Annotated in this window: 23 protein-coding genes, 1 other RNA gene and 2 pseudogenes; 8 read left to right on the top strand and 18 right to left on the bottom strand. The window is 47.2% G+C overall.

Annotation, left to right across the window (positions count from 1 at the left end):
- Window positions 1-84 precede the first annotated feature (84 nt).
- The 8 genes from MiSe_RS08410 to MiSe_RS50820 all read right to left on the bottom strand — a co-directional run bounded on the left by MiSe_RS08410 (window position 85) and on the right by MiSe_RS50820 (window position 6665).
- Window positions 85-579, bottom strand: coding sequence for a radical SAM protein (locus MiSe_RS08410; RefSeq protein ID WP_226577368.1), 495 nt, complete (start codon window positions 577-579; stop codon window positions 85-87).
- Window positions 555-887 (bottom strand): hypothetical protein, encoded by a 333-nt coding sequence (locus MiSe_RS08405; protein WP_226577365.1) that lies wholly within the window; start codon window positions 885-887, stop codon window positions 555-557. Before MiSe_RS08405 ends, MiSe_RS08410 begins: the two co-directional genes overlap by 25 nt.
- Before the next feature lie 319 nt (window positions 888-1206).
- Window positions 1207-1887, bottom strand: a complete 681-nt coding sequence (locus MiSe_RS08400) for a SnoaL-like polyketide cyclase (RefSeq protein WP_226577363.1) — start codon at window positions 1885-1887, stop codon at window positions 1207-1209.
- Window positions 1888-2423: 536 nt separating this feature from the next.
- Window positions 2424-3455, bottom strand: a complete 1032-nt coding sequence (gene rfaE1, locus MiSe_RS08395; protein WP_226577360.1) for a D-glycero-beta-D-manno-heptose-7-phosphate kinase — start codon at window positions 3453-3455, stop codon at window positions 2424-2426.
- Between the two features lie 63 nt (window positions 3456-3518).
- On the bottom strand, window positions 3519-4796 hold the full coding sequence (locus MiSe_RS08390; protein ID WP_226577358.1) for a hypothetical protein: 1278 nt from the start codon (window positions 4794-4796) through the stop codon (window positions 3519-3521).
- 83 nt (window positions 4797-4879) lie between these two features.
- Window positions 4880-5767 (bottom strand): energy transducer TonB, encoded by an 888-nt coding sequence (locus MiSe_RS08385; protein ID WP_226577355.1) that lies wholly within the window; start codon window positions 5765-5767, stop codon window positions 4880-4882.
- A 33-nt stretch (window positions 5768-5800) separates the two neighbouring features.
- Complete coding sequence (locus MiSe_RS08380; protein WP_226577352.1) at window positions 5801-6526, bottom strand: precorrin-2 C(20)-methyltransferase; 726 nt, start codon at window positions 6524-6526, stop codon at window positions 5801-5803.
- Window positions 6527-6530: 4 nt separating this feature from the next.
- The gene (locus tag MiSe_RS50820) at window positions 6531-6665 is read right to left on the bottom strand and encodes a hypothetical protein (protein WP_264196384.1); all 135 of its coding nucleotides are present in this window, start codon (window positions 6663-6665) and stop codon (window positions 6531-6533) included.
- A 156-nt stretch (window positions 6666-6821) separates the two neighbouring features.
- On the opposite strand from MiSe_RS50820, the gene MiSe_RS08375 reads away from it, so the two are divergent.
- The 3 genes and pseudogenes from MiSe_RS08375 to MiSe_RS08365 form a co-directional block, all read left to right on the top strand.
- The gene (locus MiSe_RS08375) at window positions 6822-7229 is read left to right on the top strand and encodes an IS607 family transposase (RefSeq protein WP_226577487.1); all 408 of its coding nucleotides are present in this window, start codon (window positions 6822-6824) and stop codon (window positions 7227-7229) included.
- Window positions 7230-7253: 24 nt separating this feature from the next.
- Entirely contained in the window at window positions 7254-8675 is a 1422-nt protein-coding gene (locus MiSe_RS08370) for a hypothetical protein (protein ID WP_226577349.1), read from the top strand.
- A gap of 103 nt (window positions 8676-8778) precedes the next feature.
- Window positions 8779-9000: pseudogene (locus MiSe_RS08365) on the top strand (lipase); the annotation flags it as partial.
- 158 nt (window positions 9001-9158) lie between these two features.
- Here the strand turns inward: MiSe_RS08365 and MiSe_RS08360 are convergent.
- Window positions 9159-11069: a cation:proton antiporter gene (locus MiSe_RS08360; protein ID WP_226577345.1), complete on the bottom strand. Its 1911-nt coding sequence runs from the start codon at window positions 11067-11069 to the stop codon at window positions 9159-9161.
- A 588-nt stretch (window positions 11070-11657) separates the two neighbouring features.
- Here MiSe_RS08360 and MiSe_RS08355 point away from each other — a divergent pair.
- Together MiSe_RS08355 and MiSe_RS08350 are read left to right on the top strand one after the other, a co-directional pair.
- Window positions 11658-12392 carry a cytochrome c biogenesis protein CcdA gene (locus MiSe_RS08355; RefSeq protein ID WP_226577342.1) on the top strand — a complete coding sequence of 245 codons (735 nt, stop codon included), beginning with the start codon at window positions 11658-11660 and terminating at the stop codon, window positions 12390-12392.
- Window positions 12393-12819: 427 nt separating this feature from the next.
- Window positions 12820-14211 (top strand): cytochrome c biogenesis protein, encoded by a 1392-nt coding sequence (locus MiSe_RS08350; protein ID WP_226577484.1) that lies wholly within the window; start codon window positions 12820-12822, stop codon window positions 14209-14211.
- Window positions 14212-14474: 263 nt separating this feature from the next.
- On the opposite strand, the gene MiSe_RS08345 is transcribed toward MiSe_RS08350, so the two are convergent.
- The 6 genes from MiSe_RS08345 to MiSe_RS08320 all read right to left on the bottom strand — a co-directional run bounded on the left by MiSe_RS08345 (window position 14475) and on the right by MiSe_RS08320 (window position 17798).
- Window positions 14475-15632, bottom strand: coding sequence for a response regulator (locus MiSe_RS08345; RefSeq protein WP_226577339.1), 1158 nt, complete (start codon window positions 15630-15632; stop codon window positions 14475-14477).
- Between the two features lie 188 nt (window positions 15633-15820).
- Window positions 15821-16186 carry a preQ(1) synthase gene (gene queF / locus MiSe_RS08340; RefSeq protein WP_226577480.1) on the bottom strand — a complete coding sequence of 122 codons (366 nt, stop codon included), beginning with the start codon at window positions 16184-16186 and terminating at the stop codon, window positions 15821-15823.
- A 69-nt stretch (window positions 16187-16255) separates the two neighbouring features.
- A complete protein-coding gene (locus tag MiSe_RS08335) occupies window positions 16256-16660 on the bottom strand; it encodes a hypothetical protein (protein ID WP_226577336.1) in 405 nt (134 codons plus the stop codon).
- Between the two features lie 133 nt (window positions 16661-16793).
- Window positions 16794-17168, bottom strand: a complete 375-nt coding sequence (locus tag MiSe_RS08330; RefSeq protein ID WP_226577332.1) for a phasin family protein — start codon at window positions 17166-17168, stop codon at window positions 16794-16796.
- Between the two features lie 38 nt (window positions 17169-17206).
- Window positions 17207-17303, bottom strand: an RNA gene (gene ffs, locus MiSe_RS08325) — signal recognition particle sRNA small type.
- A 228-nt stretch (window positions 17304-17531) separates the two neighbouring features.
- Complete coding sequence (locus MiSe_RS08320) at window positions 17532-17798, bottom strand: YciI family protein (protein ID WP_226577329.1); 267 nt, start codon at window positions 17796-17798, stop codon at window positions 17532-17534.
- Window positions 17799-17851: 53 nt separating this feature from the next.
- Here MiSe_RS08320 and MiSe_RS08315 point away from each other — a divergent pair, with 53 nt between their 5' ends.
- Window positions 17852-18415 (top strand): 2'-5' RNA ligase family protein, encoded by a 564-nt coding sequence (locus MiSe_RS08315; protein WP_226577326.1) that lies wholly within the window; start codon window positions 17852-17854, stop codon window positions 18413-18415.
- 15 nt (window positions 18416-18430) lie between these two features.
- On the top strand, window positions 18431-19312 hold the full coding sequence (locus MiSe_RS08310) for a serine hydrolase (RefSeq protein WP_226577323.1): 882 nt from the start codon (window positions 18431-18433) through the stop codon (window positions 19310-19312).
- A 210-nt stretch (window positions 19313-19522) separates the two neighbouring features.
- Here MiSe_RS08310 and MiSe_RS08305 read toward each other — a convergent pair whose 3' ends face one another.
- The 3 genes and pseudogenes from MiSe_RS08305 to MiSe_RS52590 all read right to left on the bottom strand — a co-directional run.
- A complete protein-coding gene (locus MiSe_RS08305) occupies window positions 19523-20767 on the bottom strand; it encodes a RuBisCO small subunit-like domain-containing protein (RefSeq protein ID WP_226577320.1) in 1245 nt (414 codons plus the stop codon).
- A gap of 164 nt (window positions 20768-20931) precedes the next feature.
- Window positions 20932-21078 (bottom strand): hypothetical protein, encoded by a 147-nt coding sequence (locus MiSe_RS08300; RefSeq protein WP_226577316.1) that lies wholly within the window; start codon window positions 21076-21078, stop codon window positions 20932-20934.
- A gap of 62 nt (window positions 21079-21140) precedes the next feature.
- Window positions 21141-21211: pseudogene (locus tag MiSe_RS52590) on the bottom strand (IS200/IS605 family transposase); the annotation flags it as partial.
- Between the two features lie 108 nt (window positions 21212-21319).
- Here MiSe_RS52590 and MiSe_RS08290 point away from each other — a divergent pair.
- Window positions 21320-22519 carry an RNA-guided endonuclease InsQ/TnpB family protein gene (locus tag MiSe_RS08290; RefSeq protein WP_226577313.1) on the top strand — a complete coding sequence of 400 codons (1200 nt, stop codon included), beginning with the start codon at window positions 21320-21322 and terminating at the stop codon, window positions 22517-22519.
- Window positions 22520-22528 lie beyond the last annotated feature (9 nt).

The raw sequence follows: 22528 nt of genomic DNA, 5'->3' as shown, positions 1-22528 counted from the left end.
GCTTCATAACTTACCCACGACGATACTATCACCTTTGTTTCTGGGTAGAGTTTCTTTGCGTAAGTCCTGAGCTTAAGCGATCGCTCACGACCCATGCCCCATGACCAAACTTTTGTGCGGCCCAATCCAACGCTCTCGCCCACAAATATTGAGCGTAGACGGACGATTTTGTTGTAGGCGTTTTTTAACTTCTTCAGCAGGTGTATCCAGGATGTGAAACAACTTTTGCTTGGATAAATAGCAAGGCGTTACCCATCCGTCACAAGTAATGTTTGGCTCGACACAAGACCAACAAGAACCCGTGAAAGCGCAACTGGGGCTGACAGAAACATTAGCTGTTACGCTGGCTTTATACAGTGTGGTAGTAAGTTCTCGCCACAGATCGTAATCGAGCAAATCCTCCCTGAGCAATTGTTCAGCTCGTCCTTGGGGAGCCAAAGCTGAAAAATTTATTTCTTGTACGCCCAAATTTTCTGCCAGTTGCACAAATTCTAAACATTCAGGGGCGTTGCGACGACTGAGAACAACTTCAATGTTGACCCGAATTCCAGCCGCTAGCAATTCTTTAATCCCAACCATTGTTTTTTGGAACCATATTCTACGTAACCGCTTTTATCGGGGTAACCCCCTCGATAAAAACCTAACGCCAGCGATGGATAGTCCGATCGTACAAGTTCGTGAATAACTCTTTCTAAAACATCAGGCTGATTGAGGCGACTAACCTGGCTATCTGCAAGGTTTCTGAGGATAACTGCAACGCGCTCCAGCACCTGTGGGCGATAATCGCAGATGCGAATCAGATTGAAAATTTCTGCATCTGTGCCTTGAATGCCATAGGAACGAAGGAGTGCTTGTGCTGCTTGTTCATTAAGAAGATCCCCGTTCAATTTCCACCCCCGAAGAGTTTATTAGGAGTATCTCCAATTGAAACTAATGGAAAGATAACGAAAATAGGTAATAGCTAATTGGTAATGGGTAATTGCTAATGGCTAATCGAACTAACTTCGTTACCAATCGCTAATTAACGCAAGTTGCTAGTTATAGAATATTGGTTTTAGATCCCCCCAGCCCCCCTTAATAAGGGGGGGAATCTCCCTTGAGCTTCTCTTGGGCCCCCCTTGGCATTGGGGGTTGGGGGGATCGGTTTGATAACTAGCAACTTGCGTTAATTACCCGTTACCTAAATTTCCTGGCGCGTCTTTAGTGTTATGATAGACTTGCAGAATTTGGAGAGTGGAAGGGACAGCCTGTTTCTAACTTTTCCCCTGTAGCGAGTTTTTTACCTGCCGTAAGTTTTTCCAAGAAAGCATTAGTATCAAAGAAGTGTTCGACTGATTCAATCTTCAAATCTTCACTGACGCGGGCAACGCTCATACCCACAATTTCTATGGTTTCTCCTGTAGGTTCATACTCTTTATATTTTCCGGTAAAATTTCCCCAATGCCGCCACTTGAAGGTAACGTTAGGAGGCCCAGAAAAAACTTCAATCACTTCCCAAACAAATCCTTGAGGCAATGCATTGACAAAAAGACTGTAAGAAGATTCAAAATCTTCTTCTTTTGGGTTGTAATGCTCTGTTTCAGTGAGAAACAAATTGTAAGTTCCTACATTGACTATATCCTGTACTGTGTAGGCTGGGCCGCCATTTGTACTCATGCGAAATTTTTCTGCTACAACAGACACCCACTGCTGGGGATTGGTTTTGAAAGATGCTTCCATCTCGAAGGTGCGAACCAGATTTTGCACAATCGCTTCTAGAGAACCTTCTAAGTGATTGTATTTGCTCCCAGATTTTAGGAAGCTATTGGTGCGACTGTAGTCAGGAGGGCTAGAATCACGCCACTCTGCATCTGCGCTTTGTGCAATAACTGTATCTCTGTTATCCAAAGCGGTTGATTTGCAGCCTGAGACATCTTGTATATTCTCCTCTTAATTTATAAGCCCTATTAATCGTTTATAAGTCAAACTAAATCTGAAAATATTATCCTTGTCAACCTGTAAATAATTAAAAAAATATAAGCTGTACGGGACTTACGCAAGGGCGTGCCTATCACCAAAGTAACTTGGCTGCGAACGCGAGTGCGCGCGGTGGGCATATCTCGAGTTGCAAAACCAACGATTTTTCATAGAAACCCGCATGGTTGCGCCTAAGTCTTGATGTATTTTTCCTAGCTACTTTTCCTACCTTTCTTACTTTTTTTAGAGAATTTTTCATTAAGATTACTCGCTTCCCGGCGGAAGAGTTTGTATTGAATTAACCGCAAAGACGCGATAGACGCTTTCTGGGGCGCACCCGTTGGGTAGGAGACGAAGGAAGAGGAAAGAAGAAGTAGATAATCTTCTGGCGGGATGGGAGTAATAGGGATCTCAATAGAGGAGGGAAAAGCTGCACCTTCCCCTCCGGCAATTTAGTTGCCGCGTCCCTACTCAGCTTCATCCAATAATGCCTGCAAAGCTGCTTTCATTTCATTGGGTGTTGTTGTTGCGGTACCAAATATTCTGACGACGATGCTGGCGGCTAAATTACCCAAAACGGCGGCTTGCCAAAATGACCCACCGGCACACAAACTTAAAGTCAGTGCGGCTACTACTGTATCGCCTGCGCCGGTAACATCGAAAACATCGGTGCGGTTGAAGGCGGGAATGTGGTTTTCTTCTCCGGTGCGGTTAAATAAGCTCATGCCTTCTTCACCGCGAGTGATGAGGATTTGCTGTGCTTGGGTGAGATGGAGGAGGTCAGATCCAGCTTGGCGGAGAGATTGGGGGGAAGCGATCGCATATCCTACCGCTTTTTCTGCTTCGGGCAAATTCGGCGTAAACAGCGTCGCCCCCCCATAACGCTGCAAATCGCTTTGGGCATCTACAATTGTCCGAGAATGGGCTAACACCGCTTCAATTACAGGCGCAGTAAACACCCCATCCCCATAATCGGAACAAACCACCGCATCCACCTTTCCCACCTGGGAGCGGATATAATCTGCTAGCTGCAACTGTAAATCTGGATCTGGCAAATCATCGGATTTCCTGTCTACCCGCACGATCTGCTGCGTCACCGATTGTCTAGCATGACCGGAAATTCTTGTTTTGGTCACCGTCGGACGGTGTGGATCGATTAACATGCCACTGGTATCAATTGCCGCCAGTTCAAAAATGCCCCGCAGTGCTTGTCCTTGGTCGTCTTTTCCGATCAATCCAGCTACTTTTACCTGAGCGCCCAACTTGGCTAAGTTATAAACTGCATTCGCCCCACCTCCCGGCACTTGTCGGGTATGTTCGTGGCGGATAATTAAAACGGGGGCTTCGCGGGAAATGCGCTCGACTTGTCCGGTGAGAAACTCATCCAAAGTCAGGTCACCCACCACGAGTACCCTTGCTTGGTTAAACTGTTGGAGCAGGTGAAATAATCTTTCAGAAGAGGCGCGCAGTTGGTCTGCAAACGATGAAGCAAAGGTCATAAAAATCCATCGATTTCCAGCTAGCAAATATCCCAGTATCTATTATCTCCCGAGCAATGCGCTTTAACGCGAAGCTTCGTTATTTTGCTCGATTTCGATTTCGTATAGATAAACCTTTTTCTCGCCAGCGGGTGGAAAGGAACGCTTTTTAACATCATCAATTGCTGCCTTTATTGCTGCCTCATTTAGTGCGGGATAGCCAGTACTGCGAGTTAACAGAGGATCGGTTGATAAATTTCCATTTTCATCGATTAACAAGGCGACGCCAGCGGGATTCACATCGGGCAGGTTCTGTTTGATGGGAGACACAAGGCGTATCGATATTTTTTCTTGATGCCAATTTTTTTGCTCGCCTGCAAACTGCTCAATTTTTTTGTAGAAGGCCATCACATTATTTCTTGACGCTTCCACTTTAGTGCCATCGGCATTGTAACCGTACATCCGCTTGAGATCTTCTGATTTTTGCCCTTGCTGCAATTGTTTCTGAAGCTGAACTAGCAATTTTTCTTGTTGCTCCCATTCATCTAAAACTTCCAACTCCCGCTGCCGTCGAAATATTTCTTGCCGTTTCTTTTCTTCCTCGATCTGTCTCCCCAATATTTGTTGGCGTTCCTTTTCTTGCTGTTGCAGCCGTTCTAATTCTGCCTGCCGTTGCTGTTCTTGCAACTGTCGCAATTGTTCTTTGCGTTGGTTTTCTAGTTCCATCTCGCGTCGCAATTGTTGTGCTTGGCGCTGCTTTTCTAGTTCCAGCTCCTGTCGCATTTGTTCGGTTTGGCGTTGTTTTTCTCGTTCCAGCTCGCGGCGCAATTCTGCCTGTTGTTCCAACTTTTGCTTTTGCAGTAATTCTTCCTGTTGTCGCATTCGCTGTTGAAATAATTCCTCCTGTTGTTGCAGTTGTTTTTGCAATAATTCCTGCTGTTTTTGTACTATTTGCTGACGCACTAATTCTTCCTGCTTTTCTAAGGTTTGGGTAGAAGGTTGCTGTGGTGGAGAAGGCGGCGGCAAGACATCGGTAGGAGGCAGGGGCGGTGGCAGAGGCGGCAAAGAGACTACTGGCACTGGAGTGGAAAATTCTTGCAGGCGGCTGATTTCTGCTGGCGTTAACTGCACCAAGTCAACGGTTCGCTGGAAATCGGGTTTTTGTCTGGACATGGAAAATATAGGTGGAGCAACCCAGAGCAATCCGTGTAAACTCAGTGAAAATACGCTTGCCAATACGTTTGGCAGGGTTGATGTTTCTGGCTGGGGTCGAAATAACTCAGCATCAGACATGGCAGGTGGGGTATATGCCGCTAGTCTTGGCTTTGTAGGGTGGGAGGGATGCGTTCGCTTTTTCGCCATTAGCAGAAACCTCTCGCTCTCGATATTAGAGACACAAATAGCAGGTTTGAGAAGTTGCCCCTACTGGAAAAACTAAACAGAATCTAATTTTTCGGTTGGGGTCTGGGGAAAGTCCAGGTATTGGGGGTAGGATTGGGATTTGAAGGTAAATTAGTTGGCGGCGAAGGTAACTTGTTTGATTCGATCTCGACGCGATACTGGTACGCCACATACTCGCCCGTTGCGGGAAACGATCGCTGCTTGATATCTTCTATCGCTGCCTGATTTAGCTTAGGGTAGCCAGTACTGCGAATTAACTCTGGCTCACCCGTAATTTTACCCCTTGGGGATACCAACACGGCGACACCAGCAGGAGTTGTATCTGGTAGTTTCTCACCCACAGGAGAGGCAATGCTGTGAGGGATGGGCGGGCGTGGGATAATTTTTCTGGAAAATCTTTTGTTGTTTCTCAACCAGGCATCGAGTTTTTCCCTTTCTTCAGCTTCTGTCGTCCCCGCCTGATTATAGCCGTAACGAGACTTGAGCAAGCTATCTGGGAAGCTTGGGGGCGCCGTTGCAGTTGGGGCAGGAATTGGTGTAGGCGTCGCTGTGGGTGTTGGTGTTGGGGTGGGAATTGGTGCAGGCGTTGCTGGTGTTGGTTTGGGAAGCGGTTTGCTGGGGGGTTCTGGCAGGGGTATATTAGACCTTACGGGTTCCTGACCCCCAGAGGTATTGGGTGCGCCCGTTCGTAGCTGGGGCGGTAATGGCAGCGATGGGCGAGTAAATTCGCTGATGCGTCGCATTTCTCCTGGACTTAACTGCACCAATTTGACGCGGCGTTCATCCGATGATGCTGTGGCAGAAATGGGCAATTTTGGCTGAAAAACCCAAACCAGTCCGTGTAAATTCAGCGAAATTAGGGTGAACAACAAGGTCAGTAGCGGTGAGGTGTCAGACTGGGATGGAGTGGGTTCGGTGTCGAACATAGTCATAGGGCAGAAAAATTGCCGATTTAAATCTCAAATCTAAAATCTAAAATTCGTTGATCTGACTTGTATCAGCAGCAAAGAGAAGTAGGGTAATTGGAGATTTGGGCGCTCGCACAAATTAGTATAGATCGCTTGGTTGGGTAGGGTTGCTCTTTCTACCACATAACTGCTATTTAATAAATTCCGCCGCTGCAATACTTGCCAAACTTGCTCGTATACCGAACTTACTTTGAGCAATACCACTACATCCGCCCAATCTAAAACCGCTTCTAGTTCTCCCACGGTATAAATAGCCGGTAATACGGCTAAACGTTGACCGCGCATTGTTAAAGGCAGTCCCAATACTGCCGCCGCCGCCATCGGCGAACAAATTCCTGGAACTACCTGCACCTTGACTTCCGGATGCAAAAGTTGTAGCGTTTGTGCCAAATAGGTGAAGGTGCTGTAAAAACTGGCATCGCCTTCACAGGCAAAAGCTACATCTTGACCTTGTTCGAGATATTGCCAGACTTGTTCTGCCGCTACCTGCCATGCAGAGGAAAGAACGGCGTCATCCTGGACGTAAGGGAAAGTTAAAGCTAGTTGCACCTGAGTGGAATTGAGCCATTGGGCGACAATTTGCTCAGCCATGCCTGGATTGCCCCGTACACCTGCTGGAAAGGCTACTACAGGGACGCTTTGAAGCAACCGCAGTCCTTTGAGGGAGATTAACTCCGGATCGCCGGGGCCAACGCTAATACCGTAGAGGATACCTGTTTTCACTTGGTTACTGACATTGCGATCGCTCAACGTGTTCGCGTGAGTCCCCAGGTTCAGCGCTAGCAACCTGGGGAGGGATAGCGGGTAAATCTGGGGGTTCGTTACCCCCGGATTTACCAATCCCGTGGTATGATTGTGGCATATTCTTCACATATTGAAAATGTCTCAAGTCCTCACGGTTAGCTGCAAACTTGAAGTATCAAAAACTTGATGCGGTACTTCGTGCGTTTGCTAGCTGCTGTGAGTACGTGAACAAAAACACAGAGTATCAACCCACTCCCAACGCACCGATCTTGCTATCCAAGCGGATCATCACAAGCAGCACCGCACAGGTGAAATCATCAAAGAAATCGGCTCAGGCATGAACTTCAAACGCCGCAAGTTCCTGAAGCTCATGCAGCGTGTCGCCAATCATGAAGTCAAAGAAATTGTGGTTGGACATAAAGACCGCTTGTGTCGATTTGGGTTCGACTTTATCGAATGGTTCTGCAACCTGCATGACTGTCAAATCACGGTTTTAGGTGATACCAAGCTCAGTCCTTATCAAGAGTTGATGCAAGATTTTATCTCGATCATGCACTGCTTTTCTAGTCGGCTCTATTTCCTCAGACGCTATAAAGACGAAATCAAGGCACAACCTGTAGAACTACCCCAGCCACCGCGCGATACTATAGAAAAATCGGAGTGGATCGGAGTAGAATTGTAGGAAATCAGCAATTCCTGCAAAGCAGTGGCACTCAAAAAGGTCAAAGGTCAGCGCATCGAAACCAAAACATTGCGAACCAAATTGCATCGCAGTGGTTTTGATTTTGCTCAAACCAATCGACTGTTTAGCGAAGTGACACTGTTTTTTGTGTGGGTGATTGCAGAGGATCCAAGTGGTGTTGATAGCGAGGATTTCAAACGTTACTATGAGCCGCGATTCTTCGGTAATCAGCCAACAAAAACTTTTCCATTTGACTGTCCGCAAGTCTTTCGCAGGGCAGCATTAGCAAAAGCAGTTGGCATTTACAAATCATGGAGGTCAAACAAGCAAAATTGGGACATTCGCGTTGCCAAACGGTTAGCCAAACTTAGCTCTCTTCAGCGCGGCAAACCGATGAAAAAGCACAAGCCGCCTGTATTGCCCACTGAACTCAACCTGAATGCTTCACTGTATGCAGGCATGTTCAAAGACGATACCGGATCATCCATCTTGCTGCGATTGTGGACTCTTAAGGCTTGGGCGTGGGTCAAATTTCACTACGACTCATCTCCCTTGCAAGCAGGCTGGTCTACCAGCACCCCGACACTCGTTGTCAAACGCGATGGAACGGTGTGGCTCAATTGGGTAATTGAGCGCTATATGCCTGCAACCGGAGGCATTAGAACGCTGATGCAGCACGGTAATCGCTTCATCACGGTCGATACTGACTTGGATGGCGAGATTTGCAAAGCCGCTGCCTATGACGTGGACGTGGACGGTGAGCTTCATGAACTCGATCGCATCACGGTTCGAGGGCATAAAGCGCATACGGCACGTAGGAAGTCACGGTTAGGCAAGATTGCTCAACTGATGCGAAAGACCGGACGCATTGCCAAAGGTTTTGCTCAAAAACGCTGGAGCAAAATCAAGCGCTGCGAACAAGATGCCGCACGGCAGATTGCTCGTCAGATTGTCAACTTTGCCCTCAAGCATGAGTGCGCTGTGATTGTGTTTGAACACCTAAGTAAGCTACGTCCCCAAAAAGGGCGTTATTCCAAACGATCAAATCAAAAGCGATCGTATTGGCTCAAGGCTGCGGTGCAAGAGCAGGTTGCACGGATTGCGCGTACTGACCACAATATCTTGACGGCAAAAGTCAATCCACGCGACACCTCAAACACCGAAGCTATAACAGGTGAGCAGGTGATGCGAACCAACGATATGCCAACAGCAAAGCGATGGCAATCGGTGCAGGTGTGGGATGATTTCGCAGGGGCGCAAGGCTATCATCCTGGCAGTTTAGCTGTGACGCGAAGGGGCAAAATCATCAACGCAGCGTTGAATGCATGTCGTCGAATTGCGCTCAAATTCGCATCACGCTATACCTCAAAAGCCCATCTAGCAATAAATGGGTGTATCGGCGTTGTATATCAACCTCGATGCTGCGGCAGTGTCACTCCGCCGTGATTTCCTACCCTTTACGCCTACTTGGTCGAAGCAAGTCTTCAACCGCTGGGTAGAGCGCCTACAGAGGAGATCGCGAAAACGTGGAAAATGGGATTTACTCCGTTTTTCCGTGACACGCAGAGGCAGTTGGTTAGCTTACAGCAGCTATCAATTAACCTGCGGAAGGGGGGATACCTGGGGAGATGGTATCACGCCGATTGAAGCCGCCCATTTGGCAGGGGCAGAAAATTTAGTGGTCGAAGGTGTCAGGCATTCCCCCAGATCCCCTGGAATTTGGTACGGTTCGCCGGAAATTTTGCCAGCTTGGGTGTCGTATTTGGCTTAGGAAAAGGGAATAGTGGGTAATTCTTTTCCAGCGGGACTTAGGCACGCGGGGTCAGAAACCCGGTTTTTTCGGAGACGATTTTTCCTAAAAACCGGGTTTCTTTGCCGGGTAATTCTTTTCGATTACCAATTACCAATTACCCATTACCCATTACCGATTCAAACTTGTTTTAACGGAACTTCCAAAGCAGCAGCAGGAATTGGTACTTCTTCAACTTCGGGTAACTTTTCTAACACCAAACGAGAGGATGGACTCGCGCCGGATAAGCGCTTGAGCAATTTCGGTCTGGGATCGTGCAACAGGTAGATAATCCGATCGCCTACTTTCCACTCTTCTGCTGCTGGTACGACTAACAGGCGCTCTTCTCGTTCGATTAATAACGGCACTAACTCGCCAGAATTGATCAGCGCCTGAAGGTGAACCTGCTGGAACGAAAGCGCCTGTTCCTTCAGTACCGTAGTTCCCAATTTTACATTACCCTCATTGAGATACTGATTCCAGGTTTTGATGGGCAGCTGGGGAACAAATGCTTGATTGACCTGATTTGATGCCGTACTGGTTTGGGGATCGCGGGGAAATACTGCCAGGACGCGGGGTGGATTAAACTCTTCTGCGGCTCGCTGCGCCAGCACTACGTTCACCTCGCCGTTGTTGGTCATGGCGAGGAATGTCCCCATCGATGCCAGTCCTGCTTCTTCCAAAACCCCCGTATCCAAACCGCTACTTAAGAAAACTTTGAGATTTTCTTGTTCAGCTTGTCGGCAAGCTTCGGGGTCGGTATCGATTAACACCACTGACTCGCCGCGCTCTTGAAACAAGCGGGCAATCAATAGACCCAAGGGATTGCAACCAACTATTACCGCGCCTGTAGCCTCTTTTGAGGTAATTTTGAGCCATTGGGCGACCCAACCTGCGGTCAACCCCTGCAAAATTACCGTCATCATGATGGTAAGAAAAACCAGAGCTTTAATCGCGTCTCCACCGTTGATTCCTCTTTGGGTCAACAGAATGGAAAACAGGGAAGAAACCGACGCCGAAACAATTCCCCTGGGGGCAATCCAACTGACAAATAGTTTTTGTCGCCAGTTGAGGTCGCTGTTGAGGGTACACAAACTAACGCTAATCGGGCGGACTATAAACATCAGCACCAAAACGGTAAACAAGCTACCCCACCCCAAAGCGAACACGCTGGCGATGGATAAATCTGCCGCCAGCAAAATAAACAGGACGGAGACACCCAGGGTAGTTAGCTGTCCCTTAAATCGGCGCAGCAATCTTTCTTCGGGCAAAGAAGAAGCTCGCAAAACAATTCCCGACAGCACGGTTGCCATCAATCCCGATTCGCTGCGAATAAACTGAGCCAAACCAAACAAGCCCCACAAACCGGCTAAAACCACCAGGTTTTTCAGTTCTTCTGATAAAAAATGGGCGCGTTTGAGAAAATATCCCAATAACCAGCCACCCGCAGCGCCTATCGCCCCGCCAATTCCCAGTCGCAGGAATAATCCAGTCATCGCTTCTACGGGAGAAGCGTGGGTGGTGAAGATGGTGTCTAAGACAACGACTGCCAAAATTGCGCCCACGGGGTCGATTAAAACGCCTTCTCCTTCGAGCAAGGTTGATACTTGCCGGTCTACTTTTACATGCTTGAGCAGGGGACTGACTACGGTAGGTCCGGTTACCGTTACTAGAGAAGCATACAAAAAAGCAATCGGCCAGGGAAACTCGCCTAACCAGTGCGCCGCCATGCCGCCTAAGAGTAGGGTGACGAGGGTGCCGAAGGTGACGAGGTTGCGGAGAGGAGCGGAAACGCGCCCCAAGTCGCGCAGTTCTAAATTAAGACCGCCCTCGAATAGAATTACGGCGACGCTGAGGGCGACTATCACTTCTAAACCAGTTCCGAGCCAGTTCGGGTGTAGGATACTTAAACCACTCGAACCCAACAAAATGCCGAATAGCAGCAAGAAGACGATGCTGGGAACTTTGAGGAATGCTGCTAGAACCTGAGCGCCAATGCCTGCGACAATGGCGATCACTATCTGTAGGGTAAGTTCAAATGATGCTTCCATAAGGCTGTTTATCGCAGGCTATTTATGCTGGGTCGAAATGCCTTGCTTTTACTACTCACGATTAGCAATTGTCCTTGACTTGGTTACAAATTGGGAAAAATGGCGCAATATCAAGAAATTCTGTGGGTGGTGAAAGCTATTGCGTCTGCTGGCATTCCATACCTAATGTGGGATATGGATAGGGAGCAAAAAAATCCACTTGCGAGTGTTAATCAGCAGACTACTGTTAACAATTTTAAGGATGCCGACAAGCTAGATCGGTTCTGAAATTTACAGTCATGTAAGATGCACCGGGAATTTTGCGGAGTTTAAAAGCTGAGCCAATAATAAATCGCCGGAAAATTTTTTGTGAGTTGGTAAAATTGTTCAATCCTGATATTTTAACATCAAGTTTTCCGGTCAGCCTTCGCACTCATTACCGTAAATGCAGCTTGGGAACTGGGATTGCGGTGTTTTTCATCGTGGCGAGCGCAAGTTGCACAGATATCGCAGCTAGCTGGGTTGAAAGTTGCAGTTGGCGATCCCCTCGCTGCGATCCCCCAATAAGCTACAATTCAAGCTGTATGGGCATTTCAATCCACCTGCCGCATGTTAGAAACTCTCTCTACCTACCTTTACCAACTCCAACAACTTGCTAACACCCTAGTTTCTTCTCAGCTAAATCACCTTAGCGGGGTTAGCATTGGCGTTATTTTTGCCGCTGGCTTGCTGACGAGCATGACGCCTTGTATGCTTTCGATGTTGCCGATCACGATCGGCTACATCGGCGGGTATGAAGCCAAAAGCCGCTTCAGTGCTGCTGCTCAGTCTACTTGGTTCGCGTTGGGATTGGCAACCACGTTAGCTGGGTTAGGCATCCTAGCAGCGCTGCTGGGGCGCGTTTACGGACAAGTGGGAATTGGATTACCGATTATTGCCAGTATTGTAGCGATCGCAATGGGTCTCAACTTACTAGAAGCAATTCCTTTGCAATTTCCCTCTTTTGGCGGTAGCGAGTGGATTTCCGGCGATTTACCACCGGGAATACGTTCCTATCTGCTGGGTTTAACTTTTGGTTTGGTTGCTTCTCCTTGCAGCACCCCCGTTTTAGCAACTTTGCTCGCTTGGGTAGCTTCGACGCAAGATTTAATTTTAGGCGGTATTTTTCTGTTGCTTTACGCCGCTGGATACGTAGCACCGTTAATCTTAGCCGGGACTTTTACCGCTTCGATCAAAAAGCTACTAGAGTTACGCCAGTGGTCGAGTTGGATTAATCCCGTTAGCGGTGCAATGCTCGTGGGATTTGGTGTATTTTCGCTGTTAATGCGGATTCCTAATTGGTAATGGCTAATGGCTAATGGCTAATGGCTAATGGCTAATGGGTGAAACGAGGCAGAGGGAAAGAAAGTTGTAGGGGCGGGTTTGACCAATAATTTCTGTATCCCACAAATATCGTCAATAAACCTGCCCCTTCCAGGTCAGGACTTACGCACGACTCACCTATCACCTTTGTTTCTGCGTAAATTTCTTTTCATATAAACCCGGTTTCTTGGCGTAATATTATGTCGGTTGAATCACCCGTAATAAAACCTGACCACGTTGCCACCCAGATGATGGGGATGTAGGGAACATCCGAGATATCTTGCCAGAACAGATAACCTTACTGGTGCCGTGCCCAATCGCTCAATCGCGGGTAATCGACCGGACATGGTATAAGTCCTGTAGGTGCGATCGCAAGCAAATCGTTGATAACGGTAAAAATAAGAAAAAAATGACAATTACCAATGACCAATCGCCAATTACCAAACTCCAACGCCTATTTCAGCGCGAATTATTGCCGTTGTTAGGAGATTTGCGGCTGGCAATATTGCTGCTGCTGGCGATCGCTGTTTTCAGTATCTCCGGAACGGTAATCGAGCAGGGTCAATCTCTGGCATTCTACCAGTCGAATTATCCCGAAGACCCGGCTTTGTTTGGCTTCCTCTCTTGGAAGGTTCTCTTATTCTTGGGTTTAGATCGCGTATATCGCACTTGGTGGTTTTTGGCTCTTTTGATTTTATTTGGCAGCAGTTTAACCGCCTGTACTTTTACGCGCCAATTTCCCGCCTTAAAGGCAGCGCGTCGATGGAAATTTTACGACCAACCCCGCCAATTTGAAAAGTTAGCTTTAAGTGCAGAACTCGATAGGGCAATGCTTGCTAATTTAGAACCTGCATTGCAGCAGCGCCGCTATAAAGTCTTCCAAGAAGGCGTAAGGCTTTATGCCCGTAAAGGTATTGTCGGACGCATCGGCCCGATTGTCGTCCATGCTAGTATGCTAATCATTTTGTCTGGCGCAATTTGGGGCGCGCTGACGGGTTTTATGGCTCAAGAAATGATCAAGAGCGGTACTACGTTCCAGGTAAAAAATATACTCGATGCTGGGCCAATGGCTGCGCCGCAAGTTCCTAAAGATTGGTCGGTAAAAGTTAATCGCTTTTGGATCGATTACACGGCAGAAGGGTCAATTGACCAATTCTATTCGGATTTATCCGTTGTCGATAACGGGGGAAAAGAAATCGACCGCGAAACGATTTACGTCAACAAACCCCTGCGTCACAGAGGTGTAACTTTTTACCAAACAGATTGGGGGATCGCAGGCATTCGCTTTCGCTTGAATAACAGCCCCGTGTTAGAGCTACCAATGGCTCCCCTGGAAACTGGCGGTAAGGGACGCCTTTGGGGAACTTGGATTCCCACTAAACCCGATTTGAGCCAGGGCGTATCGCTTTTAGCCAAAGATTTACAGGGAACGCTGCTAATTTACGACACAGCCGGGAAGCTGTTAACCACAGTCCGCGCCGGTATGTTTGCGGAGGTTAATGGCGTAAAATTCTTCATAGATGAAATAGTTGGCAGCACGGGTTTGCAAATAAAAGCCGATCCGGGTATTCCCATTGTTTATCTGGGTTTTGGCTTGCTGATGGTGGGGGTGATGATGAGTTATGTTTCCCACTCGCAGATTTGGGCGCTGCAACAAGATGGAAGTCTTTACGTAGGAGGAAGAACCAATCGGGCGCAGGTGGCGTTTGAGCGAGAAATGATCGAGATTTTGGAGCAACTCAAGACACCTGCGATTGTAGAAGAAGTTGCAATCGGTTCTACTTTAGCCAAGGAAAGTTAATCTTTTTTAGAGAGCATTAGATTGGTTTTTGGCTAATGGCTAATGGCTAATGGCTAATGGCTAATGGCTAATAGGAAAAAGGCCATTAACAATGAGCAATTAGCCATTACAGGACTGACGCACGACCTTGCCATCACCTTTGTTTCTTCGTAAATCTCTGGTTGCCAAACCAACGATTTTTCGGAGAAACCCGGAATATGAGCGTAAGTCCTGAGACCATTAACAATGAGCAATTAGCCATTAGCCATTAGCAAGCTCTCAGTTTACGGTGATTCTTGCTGATCTTCTGGTAAATGCTTTTTAATCAATTGCAGCAGTTGCTCGGCTGTAAAAGGTTTGGCTAAAAAATCGCTGACACCGACAAGCTTGGCGCGGACTCGGTTAATGGTATTGTCCCAGCTGGTGAGCATAATGATGGGAGTTTTGCGGAAAGTAGAACTATGGCGTAAAAAATTACAAACGTTATAGCCGTCGGTATCGGGCATGACTAAATCTAACAATATTAAATCGGGTTTGTATTTAGCGAGGAGACCGATCCCCTGAATTGGATCTTCAACGTACAACAGTCGGTAGCCAGCGGGGGGGAGAATTTCTTTGAGATAGCGTCCCATTAAAGGAGAGTCGTCTATGCAAGCGATCGCAAACTGCTTTTTGCCAATTTTGTCATCCCTCAAGTGACATACAAAGGGAGGCGTTATATCTGACACCGCTTGCAGTTCCACCACACCTTGTTGACGGAAGTGTTGCAACAAGCGCCCTACCCTAGTCAAGGGTTGCTTCATCTTCAAAGCAAGATCCCACAGGGTGTATCGACCTGTAAATAAGGCGGTTAAGTCGAGAAAAGTATCCACCGAACATTGATCCAGTTCGCAAGGGGACGGTTTGAGGACGGGTACCAAGTCGGGATCGATGTTGCCTATGCCTATCTCCAGCCATTTTTCGTAGAAGCTTTGGCTTTGCTTGATCAGTTGCTTGACTTCTAAAGGAGACAAACTCAGGTAAAAAGCTACTTGCAACTTGCGATATTGACGGGGTTGCCAATATCCTGCCAAACTCGCTTGCCGAGTCATGGAAAACAAAACTTCTTGCGTGGTTTCCAGGACGACTGCTTTGACTTGAGCAGCACTCAAGTGACCTTGTGCCATCCCCTGATGCAGCAGCTGACATTCCCAAAGTTCGCTGCTAACCAGTTGGTCAGTTTCCACAACCCAATTTGGACAATGCCTTTTTAGCGCTCGTTGCCAACGTCGGACGCGGTGGTTTTCCCCAATCGCATAAAACAACTGTCCCAGGAAAAAGCAAAGCCGCCACTGGGAGGTGCCGCTGCAAATCATCAACTCTCCCGTAGCTTGCTTTTGGTTGATGGTTAAGAGGTTTCGGTCTAGTTTGCTCAGCCAGTAAGCTGCCGATACTGTTTGCATATGCGTGCCACCGCCAGCCAATTTTTTTGGCAACTACTTACATAGCATAAGCAGTGGCATCGAGTCGGCATAATGGTGGAGTTACCTATTTTTCCGCAGGGGTTGTGTAAAGCTTGGGTGAAATTAGCGCTCGCGCTACCCAATCCTGCTACTTACGGAATTTCACTTAAATATACAAGTAAAATTTATTACTTTTTATGATTCACCTCTATCGTGGTATGAACGTTGCCGCGAGGGGAAAAATCGCCTTTAATATGGACTTCCAAGGGGTCGCAAGCGGCAACAAAGTCATCGAGGATTTGATTGACGGATTCTTCGTGGGAAATGTAGCGATCGCGGTAACTATTGATATACAGCTTCAACGCTTTTAACTCGACTACGGTTTGGTCGGGAAAGTAGGTAATGTGAATCGTGGCAAAATCCGGATAGCCAGAAAACGGACACTTGCAAGTAAATTCCGGCAACGTAATGTTAATTTGGTAACGTCGCCCCAGGCGCGGGTTGGGAAATGTAATCAGTTTTCCCTCAGCAATGTGACGTTCGCCGTACTTCATTTTTATTGTGGCTGGCTCAGTTTCATACTCCGGAGAAAAATCGTCACTAATTGGTAAATCTTTCATCATTTAATAGTTCCTATAACCTTCCCAATCTGGACAATTTTCTGCTTCCCAACCATAGGGATGCATTCCACAAACGAGTAAGTTACCTCCGTATACTTGACCGTGATAGTGACGGCAACCAACACAAGCGGGATGTTGTTGGGGTGATGGTTCTACGGTATCAGTTAGGGGCCATTCTGACTCAAAGCTACTTGGCTCAAACTCGGCACATGCGTCCAGAATCGGTTGAATTATATCGTTCAAAAACAGTTCGATTTCGGTGCTGATGGCGTTGTTTACTTGGTGGGCGACTTCTTCAGACAGTAATGCGATCGCATCCACTGCGTCGGTAACATCGCTGAAGAACTTCTCTACCTCCTCAGTTACTGTTTCTAGCATGTCGGTTAAATTTTTTTGCCAGTCTTCCATAAGCGCTACGCTACCACCCTTGCTTGTTCTCAAGGGAAAAATTTGCTTTCGTTCCGGAGGACTTTTAGTTTAGATCCCCCTGATACAATTATCAATGCTTATTCAGCGATTGCGACCGTTCGTAGTAGGCGCTTCAGCGACCGTTCTGGAGGCGGCGCAATTCTTCTTGCAATGCGCTTACTTGATCTCTTAACGCATCTACATTTTCCGGCTTGGCTGGGGTTGCTTCTTCTTCATCAGTTACGATTTCAATCCGTCGCGGTTCGCCACTAGGGGCGTTAGTGGTAGGCTCTCCAGGCGACTGTTGCTGCGCCCGCTGGATCATTTCGTCTACCATCCGCCTAGCTTCTTCGGTGGTCATTTCGCCCTTTGCCACCATCTCATCGGCTAGCTTTTGGGCTTGCTCTTTCAGTTCGGCTAGAGTTCCACCCGCTTTTTCACCTGCTGCGGCTGCTAGCCCCACTCCCAGGTAAAACGCCTTTTTCACCAGATCTCCGAAACCTGCCATAGCCGCTGCCGTTGCTTAAAAAAAGGGCTTAAAAAAAGGGCGACCCGGAGTCTACGCCTACTACAAGCATCCCGTGTTGCTGCTACCTTCCGGTCCTGACAAGGTTTGGGCGTTGCAATCGCATAGGTCCAGGTCTAAATCTAGGATAACATCAAATTTGGTCATGGGTAATGGGTAATTGGTAATGGGGGCTTTTTGGGCAGGTGGGCAGGTGGGCAGGTGGGCAAAAGGGGAATTTGAATGTATATTCTCCCCTGCACACCCGCACACCCGCACACCCGCACACCCGTTCACCCGTTCACCCGCACACCCGCACACCCGCACACCCGCTCACCCGCTCACCCGCTCACCCGCTCAAGAAGCCTATTCAGCTAGAATTTTCCACTCATACAGCTTGTAGGTGACGCAATTATTTTGCACGAGGGGGTCTTGGGCGACAATAGCTTTGGCTTCATCCATGCCAGTCGCTTGGAATATCATCATCCCGCCGCCCCGTTGCGCCCAGTACCCGGTACGCGCCTGGTGTCCTTTGGCGATCAAGTCCTCGACGTAAGCTTTGTGGGCGGGGACATGTTGGTCAAAGGTAGGTTTATCGACTATTCCTTCTTCGATCTTTACAAACCAAGGCATTTTGGATTTGAGATTTTAGATTTTAGATGGGAGATTCTGTTGAGATTATAGATATGGACAAGCGTACAAGCCTTTATTTTATTGCCCTCCTGCCCCCCCAAGAGATCCAAGACTACGCTAATCGAGTCAAACAGTACTTTGCCGAGCGCTACAATAGTCGCCACGCCCAGAAGTCGCCGCCCCACATTACCCTGCAAGCGCCTTTTGAGTGGGATCGCGAGTCGGTTTCGGTGTTAGAACAATCCTTGCAGAATTTTGCCAATCAAAGACCCAGTATCCCAATTTCCCTATCGGGTTTTGCGGCGTTTCCTCCCAGGGTGATTTATATCAATGTGGTGAAAACGCCGCAACTCCTCACTTTACAAGCTGACTTGATGGATAGCATGATGCGGGAGTTGGGTATTGTCGATCCGATGGCGAAGCAACGCCCCTGGGCCCCTCACATGACGGTGGCGTTTAAAGACTTAACCAAGCAGAATTTTAAAGCCGCGTGGCCTGAATTTGAGCATAAATCTGTACAATTCGAGTTCAGTGCCAATTATTTGACGCTGCTGGTTCACGATGGTGGGCGGTGGCATGTGAGTGCGGAGTTTCCTTTTTTACCTGCCAATGGGTGATGGAGTGCAAAATTGATGGTTCAAAGGCAATATGTAGCGCTCGCTCTAGCCTGTCTGATGGGCATTTTACCCGCACTGGGGGTAGTCCCTCTTGATATACCTGCTCCTGTAGAAGAGTCTCCCTCTCAAGTGCTTGACGCTATTGTGGCTGAGAGCGGTTTATCTTCCCCCACGATCGCAGTTTGCGACCTTGAGCGCAAATGTCTCAATTATCGCGGTTCGCGCCCGCCCCAAAGTGCCGCCAGTTTGATTAAAGTGCCGATTGCGATCGCCCTCGTCCGCAAACTTGCCGCAGATAATATTAGTTTGGATACAGAGATTTACGTAGAACCCAGTAATTATACGGAAGAGAATTTCTCGTCTATTCGGGTTGGCAGGTCTTATTCTTTTAAGTATTTGCTGACGCAAGCGCTCGCTTACAGCAGCAACATTGCGACGAATCAAATTATTGATTATTTGGGATGGGATTATATCAATAAAACTTTGGGCGAACTCGGCTATCCCACAACGCGAGTCAGCCACAAACTGAAAGGTTCTGTGACCGATCCATCTAAAAATGTTGGTTGGGAACCGAACCGGATCACGAGTAACGAACTAACCGCGATGATGGTAGAAATTTACAATCGCAAGCACCCAGAATATGAGGTTTTGGCGGAAGTTCTCAGCTATCAGGTAGAAAAAGTGCTGGGATTTCGGGCGTTAAAAGAATCTCCGGGTCGCTGGTTGGGGGAGAAAACGGGAGAAACTTCCCTGGTGAGAGGGACGACAGTTGCTGTAGAAATTCAGGGAAAGATTTACATAATTACGGTGATTGGAAATGGTCGCAAGCGCGAGAGAAAAATTCGCCGCTCTCTGTATAAAATTGTGGATTATATTGCTAGTCACAAGGGGATTTAGAAACCGGGTTTCTTAAACAATACCTTCGCCAATTTTCTGAAACGCCAAGATCCCCCAGGTTAAAACCTGGGGCTACACAAACAAAGCCCGCCAGAGCGGGCTGAAATTCTTGCAGGCTGCTCTGGCAGCCAAAGTTTGTATAGCCACAGGCTTAAGGGTGTCGGATTTTGGCGAAGGTATTGCCCAAGAAACCCGGTTTCTGTGGCATCATTATCTCGGTCTGTGGATAATAGTTTCCATGACGCGGCGCTTGGCGTTGGGGTCGATTCCAACTAAGCGGATATATTCGTCACCGTGTTCTGCGAGACAGTTTTCTAATGCTGCGATCGCATCCCCTTCTTGATTTGCTGCAATCGAAGCGCAACTGATCCAAGAATTCGTCCGAAAGCGACGTTCATCTACATACTCTATGCCAATTCGATAACCGCTGCTGACCAGTTGTTGCAATTGCTGAATCATTTCTGGACTCAATTGGGCGTTCTTTGCTTGACCGTTGCTCCCATAACCGTTACCATTGCCGGGTATTTCAGTTTGGATAGCTTGATTTGCTAACTGATGTTGTTTCTCGTGGAAGTTTAAAGATTGGTTGTATTCTCGCACGAGCCGCATTTCTTCTACCCGCGTTTGTTCCGCGATCATCACTTTGGCAAATTCGAGTAACCGGGACAAATTGAAGTCTGGTTTTGGGAATTTAGGTGGCCCTTCTAAACTATTAACCACCCGCGAGGATACTTTTTCAATACCCACTTTATGGATAAATTGACGAATTTGTTCGTCATAAATCCGCGACCTTAAAGCGCTAAAGAAATCAATCGCTTGCTTGGGGAAAGTATCGACTAGCTGTTCGATTTCCTGGCGCGACAATCCATCTTCTGAAAAAATCCCGCTGACGATGCCAATTTTATCGTCTCGGTTCGGTTCCCAGTAAAATTTCTCCATCCGACCTTCGCGAATTAAGGGCGCGTACAGGGTCGAAAAGTCGTTTCCCGTGACGATAATTGGGACGCGGTGGAGGGGATTTTCGTCATAACTTCCAGGTAGCTGGACGTTGGTAGGATTATCGGCAATATTCATCAGCGTGGCGTTGACTAATTGAGTATTGACCGTGTATTGCGTCCCTTCATCGAAGCGTCCTGCACCCGCATCCAAGTCGTTAATCATCAGTGCGGTCATTCTACCCCGAACTTTGATAAATTCGGCAGCTTCCCGATAGCGGAGGCGAATTAAACGCGCTGGATCTCCGGCGTCGGGACTTTCGAGTTCTCCCCCAGAGATGTGAAGGACTTCGATGCCCATTTTCTCGAATACTAATTCGCATTGGAACGATTTACCTTCGCCTTTGCGCCCGTGAATTCCCAAGATGAGGGGAACTCGGATTTTGGGGATGTCGAGGAAGTTTTTGGTGATATGAACGGCAATTTTGTCAAGAAACCGAGGAGAGATATAGTAGGTCATGGTGTACTGAGTGCGTTCGCTTTTCTGCCCATCGTTAAAATTTTATAAAAATATGGGTGACTATTGTTTAACCAACTGGGTTTTTAGGATATTTATTTTTATTTAACCGCAGAGGCGCTCCAGGACGCAGAGGAAGAGGGTAGAGAGGAGCGAACGCGCTATAATTAGCTCTTCGATTCTTGGTAAGCGTTAACTTTCTCCACAAGCGTTTCTACTGTTTCTCCAGCGAATAACTGTTCCCGAATTGCCAAATAGCTACCTTCACCTATCGGCAACATAGACACCAACATTGCAATTTTTGCTGGTTCCATGTGTTTCTCTAAAATTGCCCCATTAAATTCCAGCAATCCGCAGTCCCACTTCTTGAGTGTATCAATGAATATTTCTCGTAATCTCGCGCTTGATTTCCCCGTTAATCGCTTTCCGGCGGTATTTTACAACCAATACGACATGAGCGTTAAGTTTATAAACAGACCATTACCCGTGATGATACATAGTTGACGATTGATGGCGGTAAATAATACAATAGCAAGATTGAGCGCCGATTAACTGATGCTGAACACCTTAAGGGTAAGAATTTATCCGAACAAAGAGCAGCAAGTAGCCTTAGCTAAAAATTTTGGCTGTTGCCGCTTTGAAAGGAATTATTACCTGAACAAAACTAATACTCAGTATCAGGAGACGGGGAAAGGCTTAAGTTATTGCAATATGGCAAAGGACTTAACCCAACTCAAAAAACTTGCTGATTACTCTTGGCTGCAAGAGGCTACTGCTGCTACATTGCAGCAATCATTAAAAAATCTAGAATCAGCTATTAAGAATTTCTTGGAAAAGCGTGCTAGGTTCCCTAAGTTTAAGAGCAAGCACGGCAAGCAGTCAGTCCGGTATCCTGAAAGCTGCTCAATCAGAGGCGATAACTTAAAACTTCCTAAGCTAGGAGTTGTCAAAGCTAGAATCTCCAAACCGGTTGACGGCAAGATTAAATCTGTAACTGTTTGCAAGACAAGTACAGATAAATATTTTGCCGCCATCTTGTTTGAAGTTGAAGATGTACAACCCAATAAAGAAGGCAAAGTTTCAGGTATCGATCTAGGATTAAATAGCTTGGTGACAGTGTTTGACGGTGAAACCTGCTACAAGGTTGATCCGGTTAAACCTACCAGAAAATACGCCAAGCGACTAAGACGTAGGCAACAAGCTTTATCTAGAAAGGAGAAAGGCTCTAATAACCGTAAAAAACAGGTAAAAAGAGTAGCTAGAGTCCATGAGAAAATAGCGAATACAAGACAAGACTTCCTGCATAAACTCTCTAGAAAGTTAGTTGACGAAAACCAAGTAATTGTAGTAGAAGACCTTTGCATAAAAGGGTTAGCGCGTACCAAGCTAGCTAAATCAGTATTAGACGCTGGTTTTGGAATGCTAGTAAACTTCTTAGGCTACAAACTAGAAAGAGAGGGAGGAAAGCTTGTAGAGGTTGACAAATTCTTCCCCAGTACGCTTTGCAATTGCTGCAAATTTAAAAACGATTTTTTGAATTTAAGCATTCGTGAATGGGTTTGTCCAACTTGTCACAGCCATCACGACAGGGATGAGAACGCTGCTAAAAATATCAGGGAAGAGGGTTTGAGAATACTGTCAACAAATACGGTAGGACATACCGAAATCCAAGCTTGTGGAGAAGCTGTAAGACTCGTTAGCACTCGTGCTAAAAAGCGGGTTTCTGTGAAACAAGAATCTCCCGCCACAGCGTAGCTTGGCAGC

The organism is Microseira wollei NIES-4236 (assembly GCF_020521235.1).
Taxonomy (GTDB): domain Bacteria; phylum Cyanobacteriota; class Cyanobacteriia; order Cyanobacteriales; family Aerosakkonemataceae; genus Microseira; species Microseira wollei.
The sequence above is the reverse complement of the archived record's forward strand: the minus strand, read 5'-3'. Positions and strand labels throughout refer to the sequence as shown.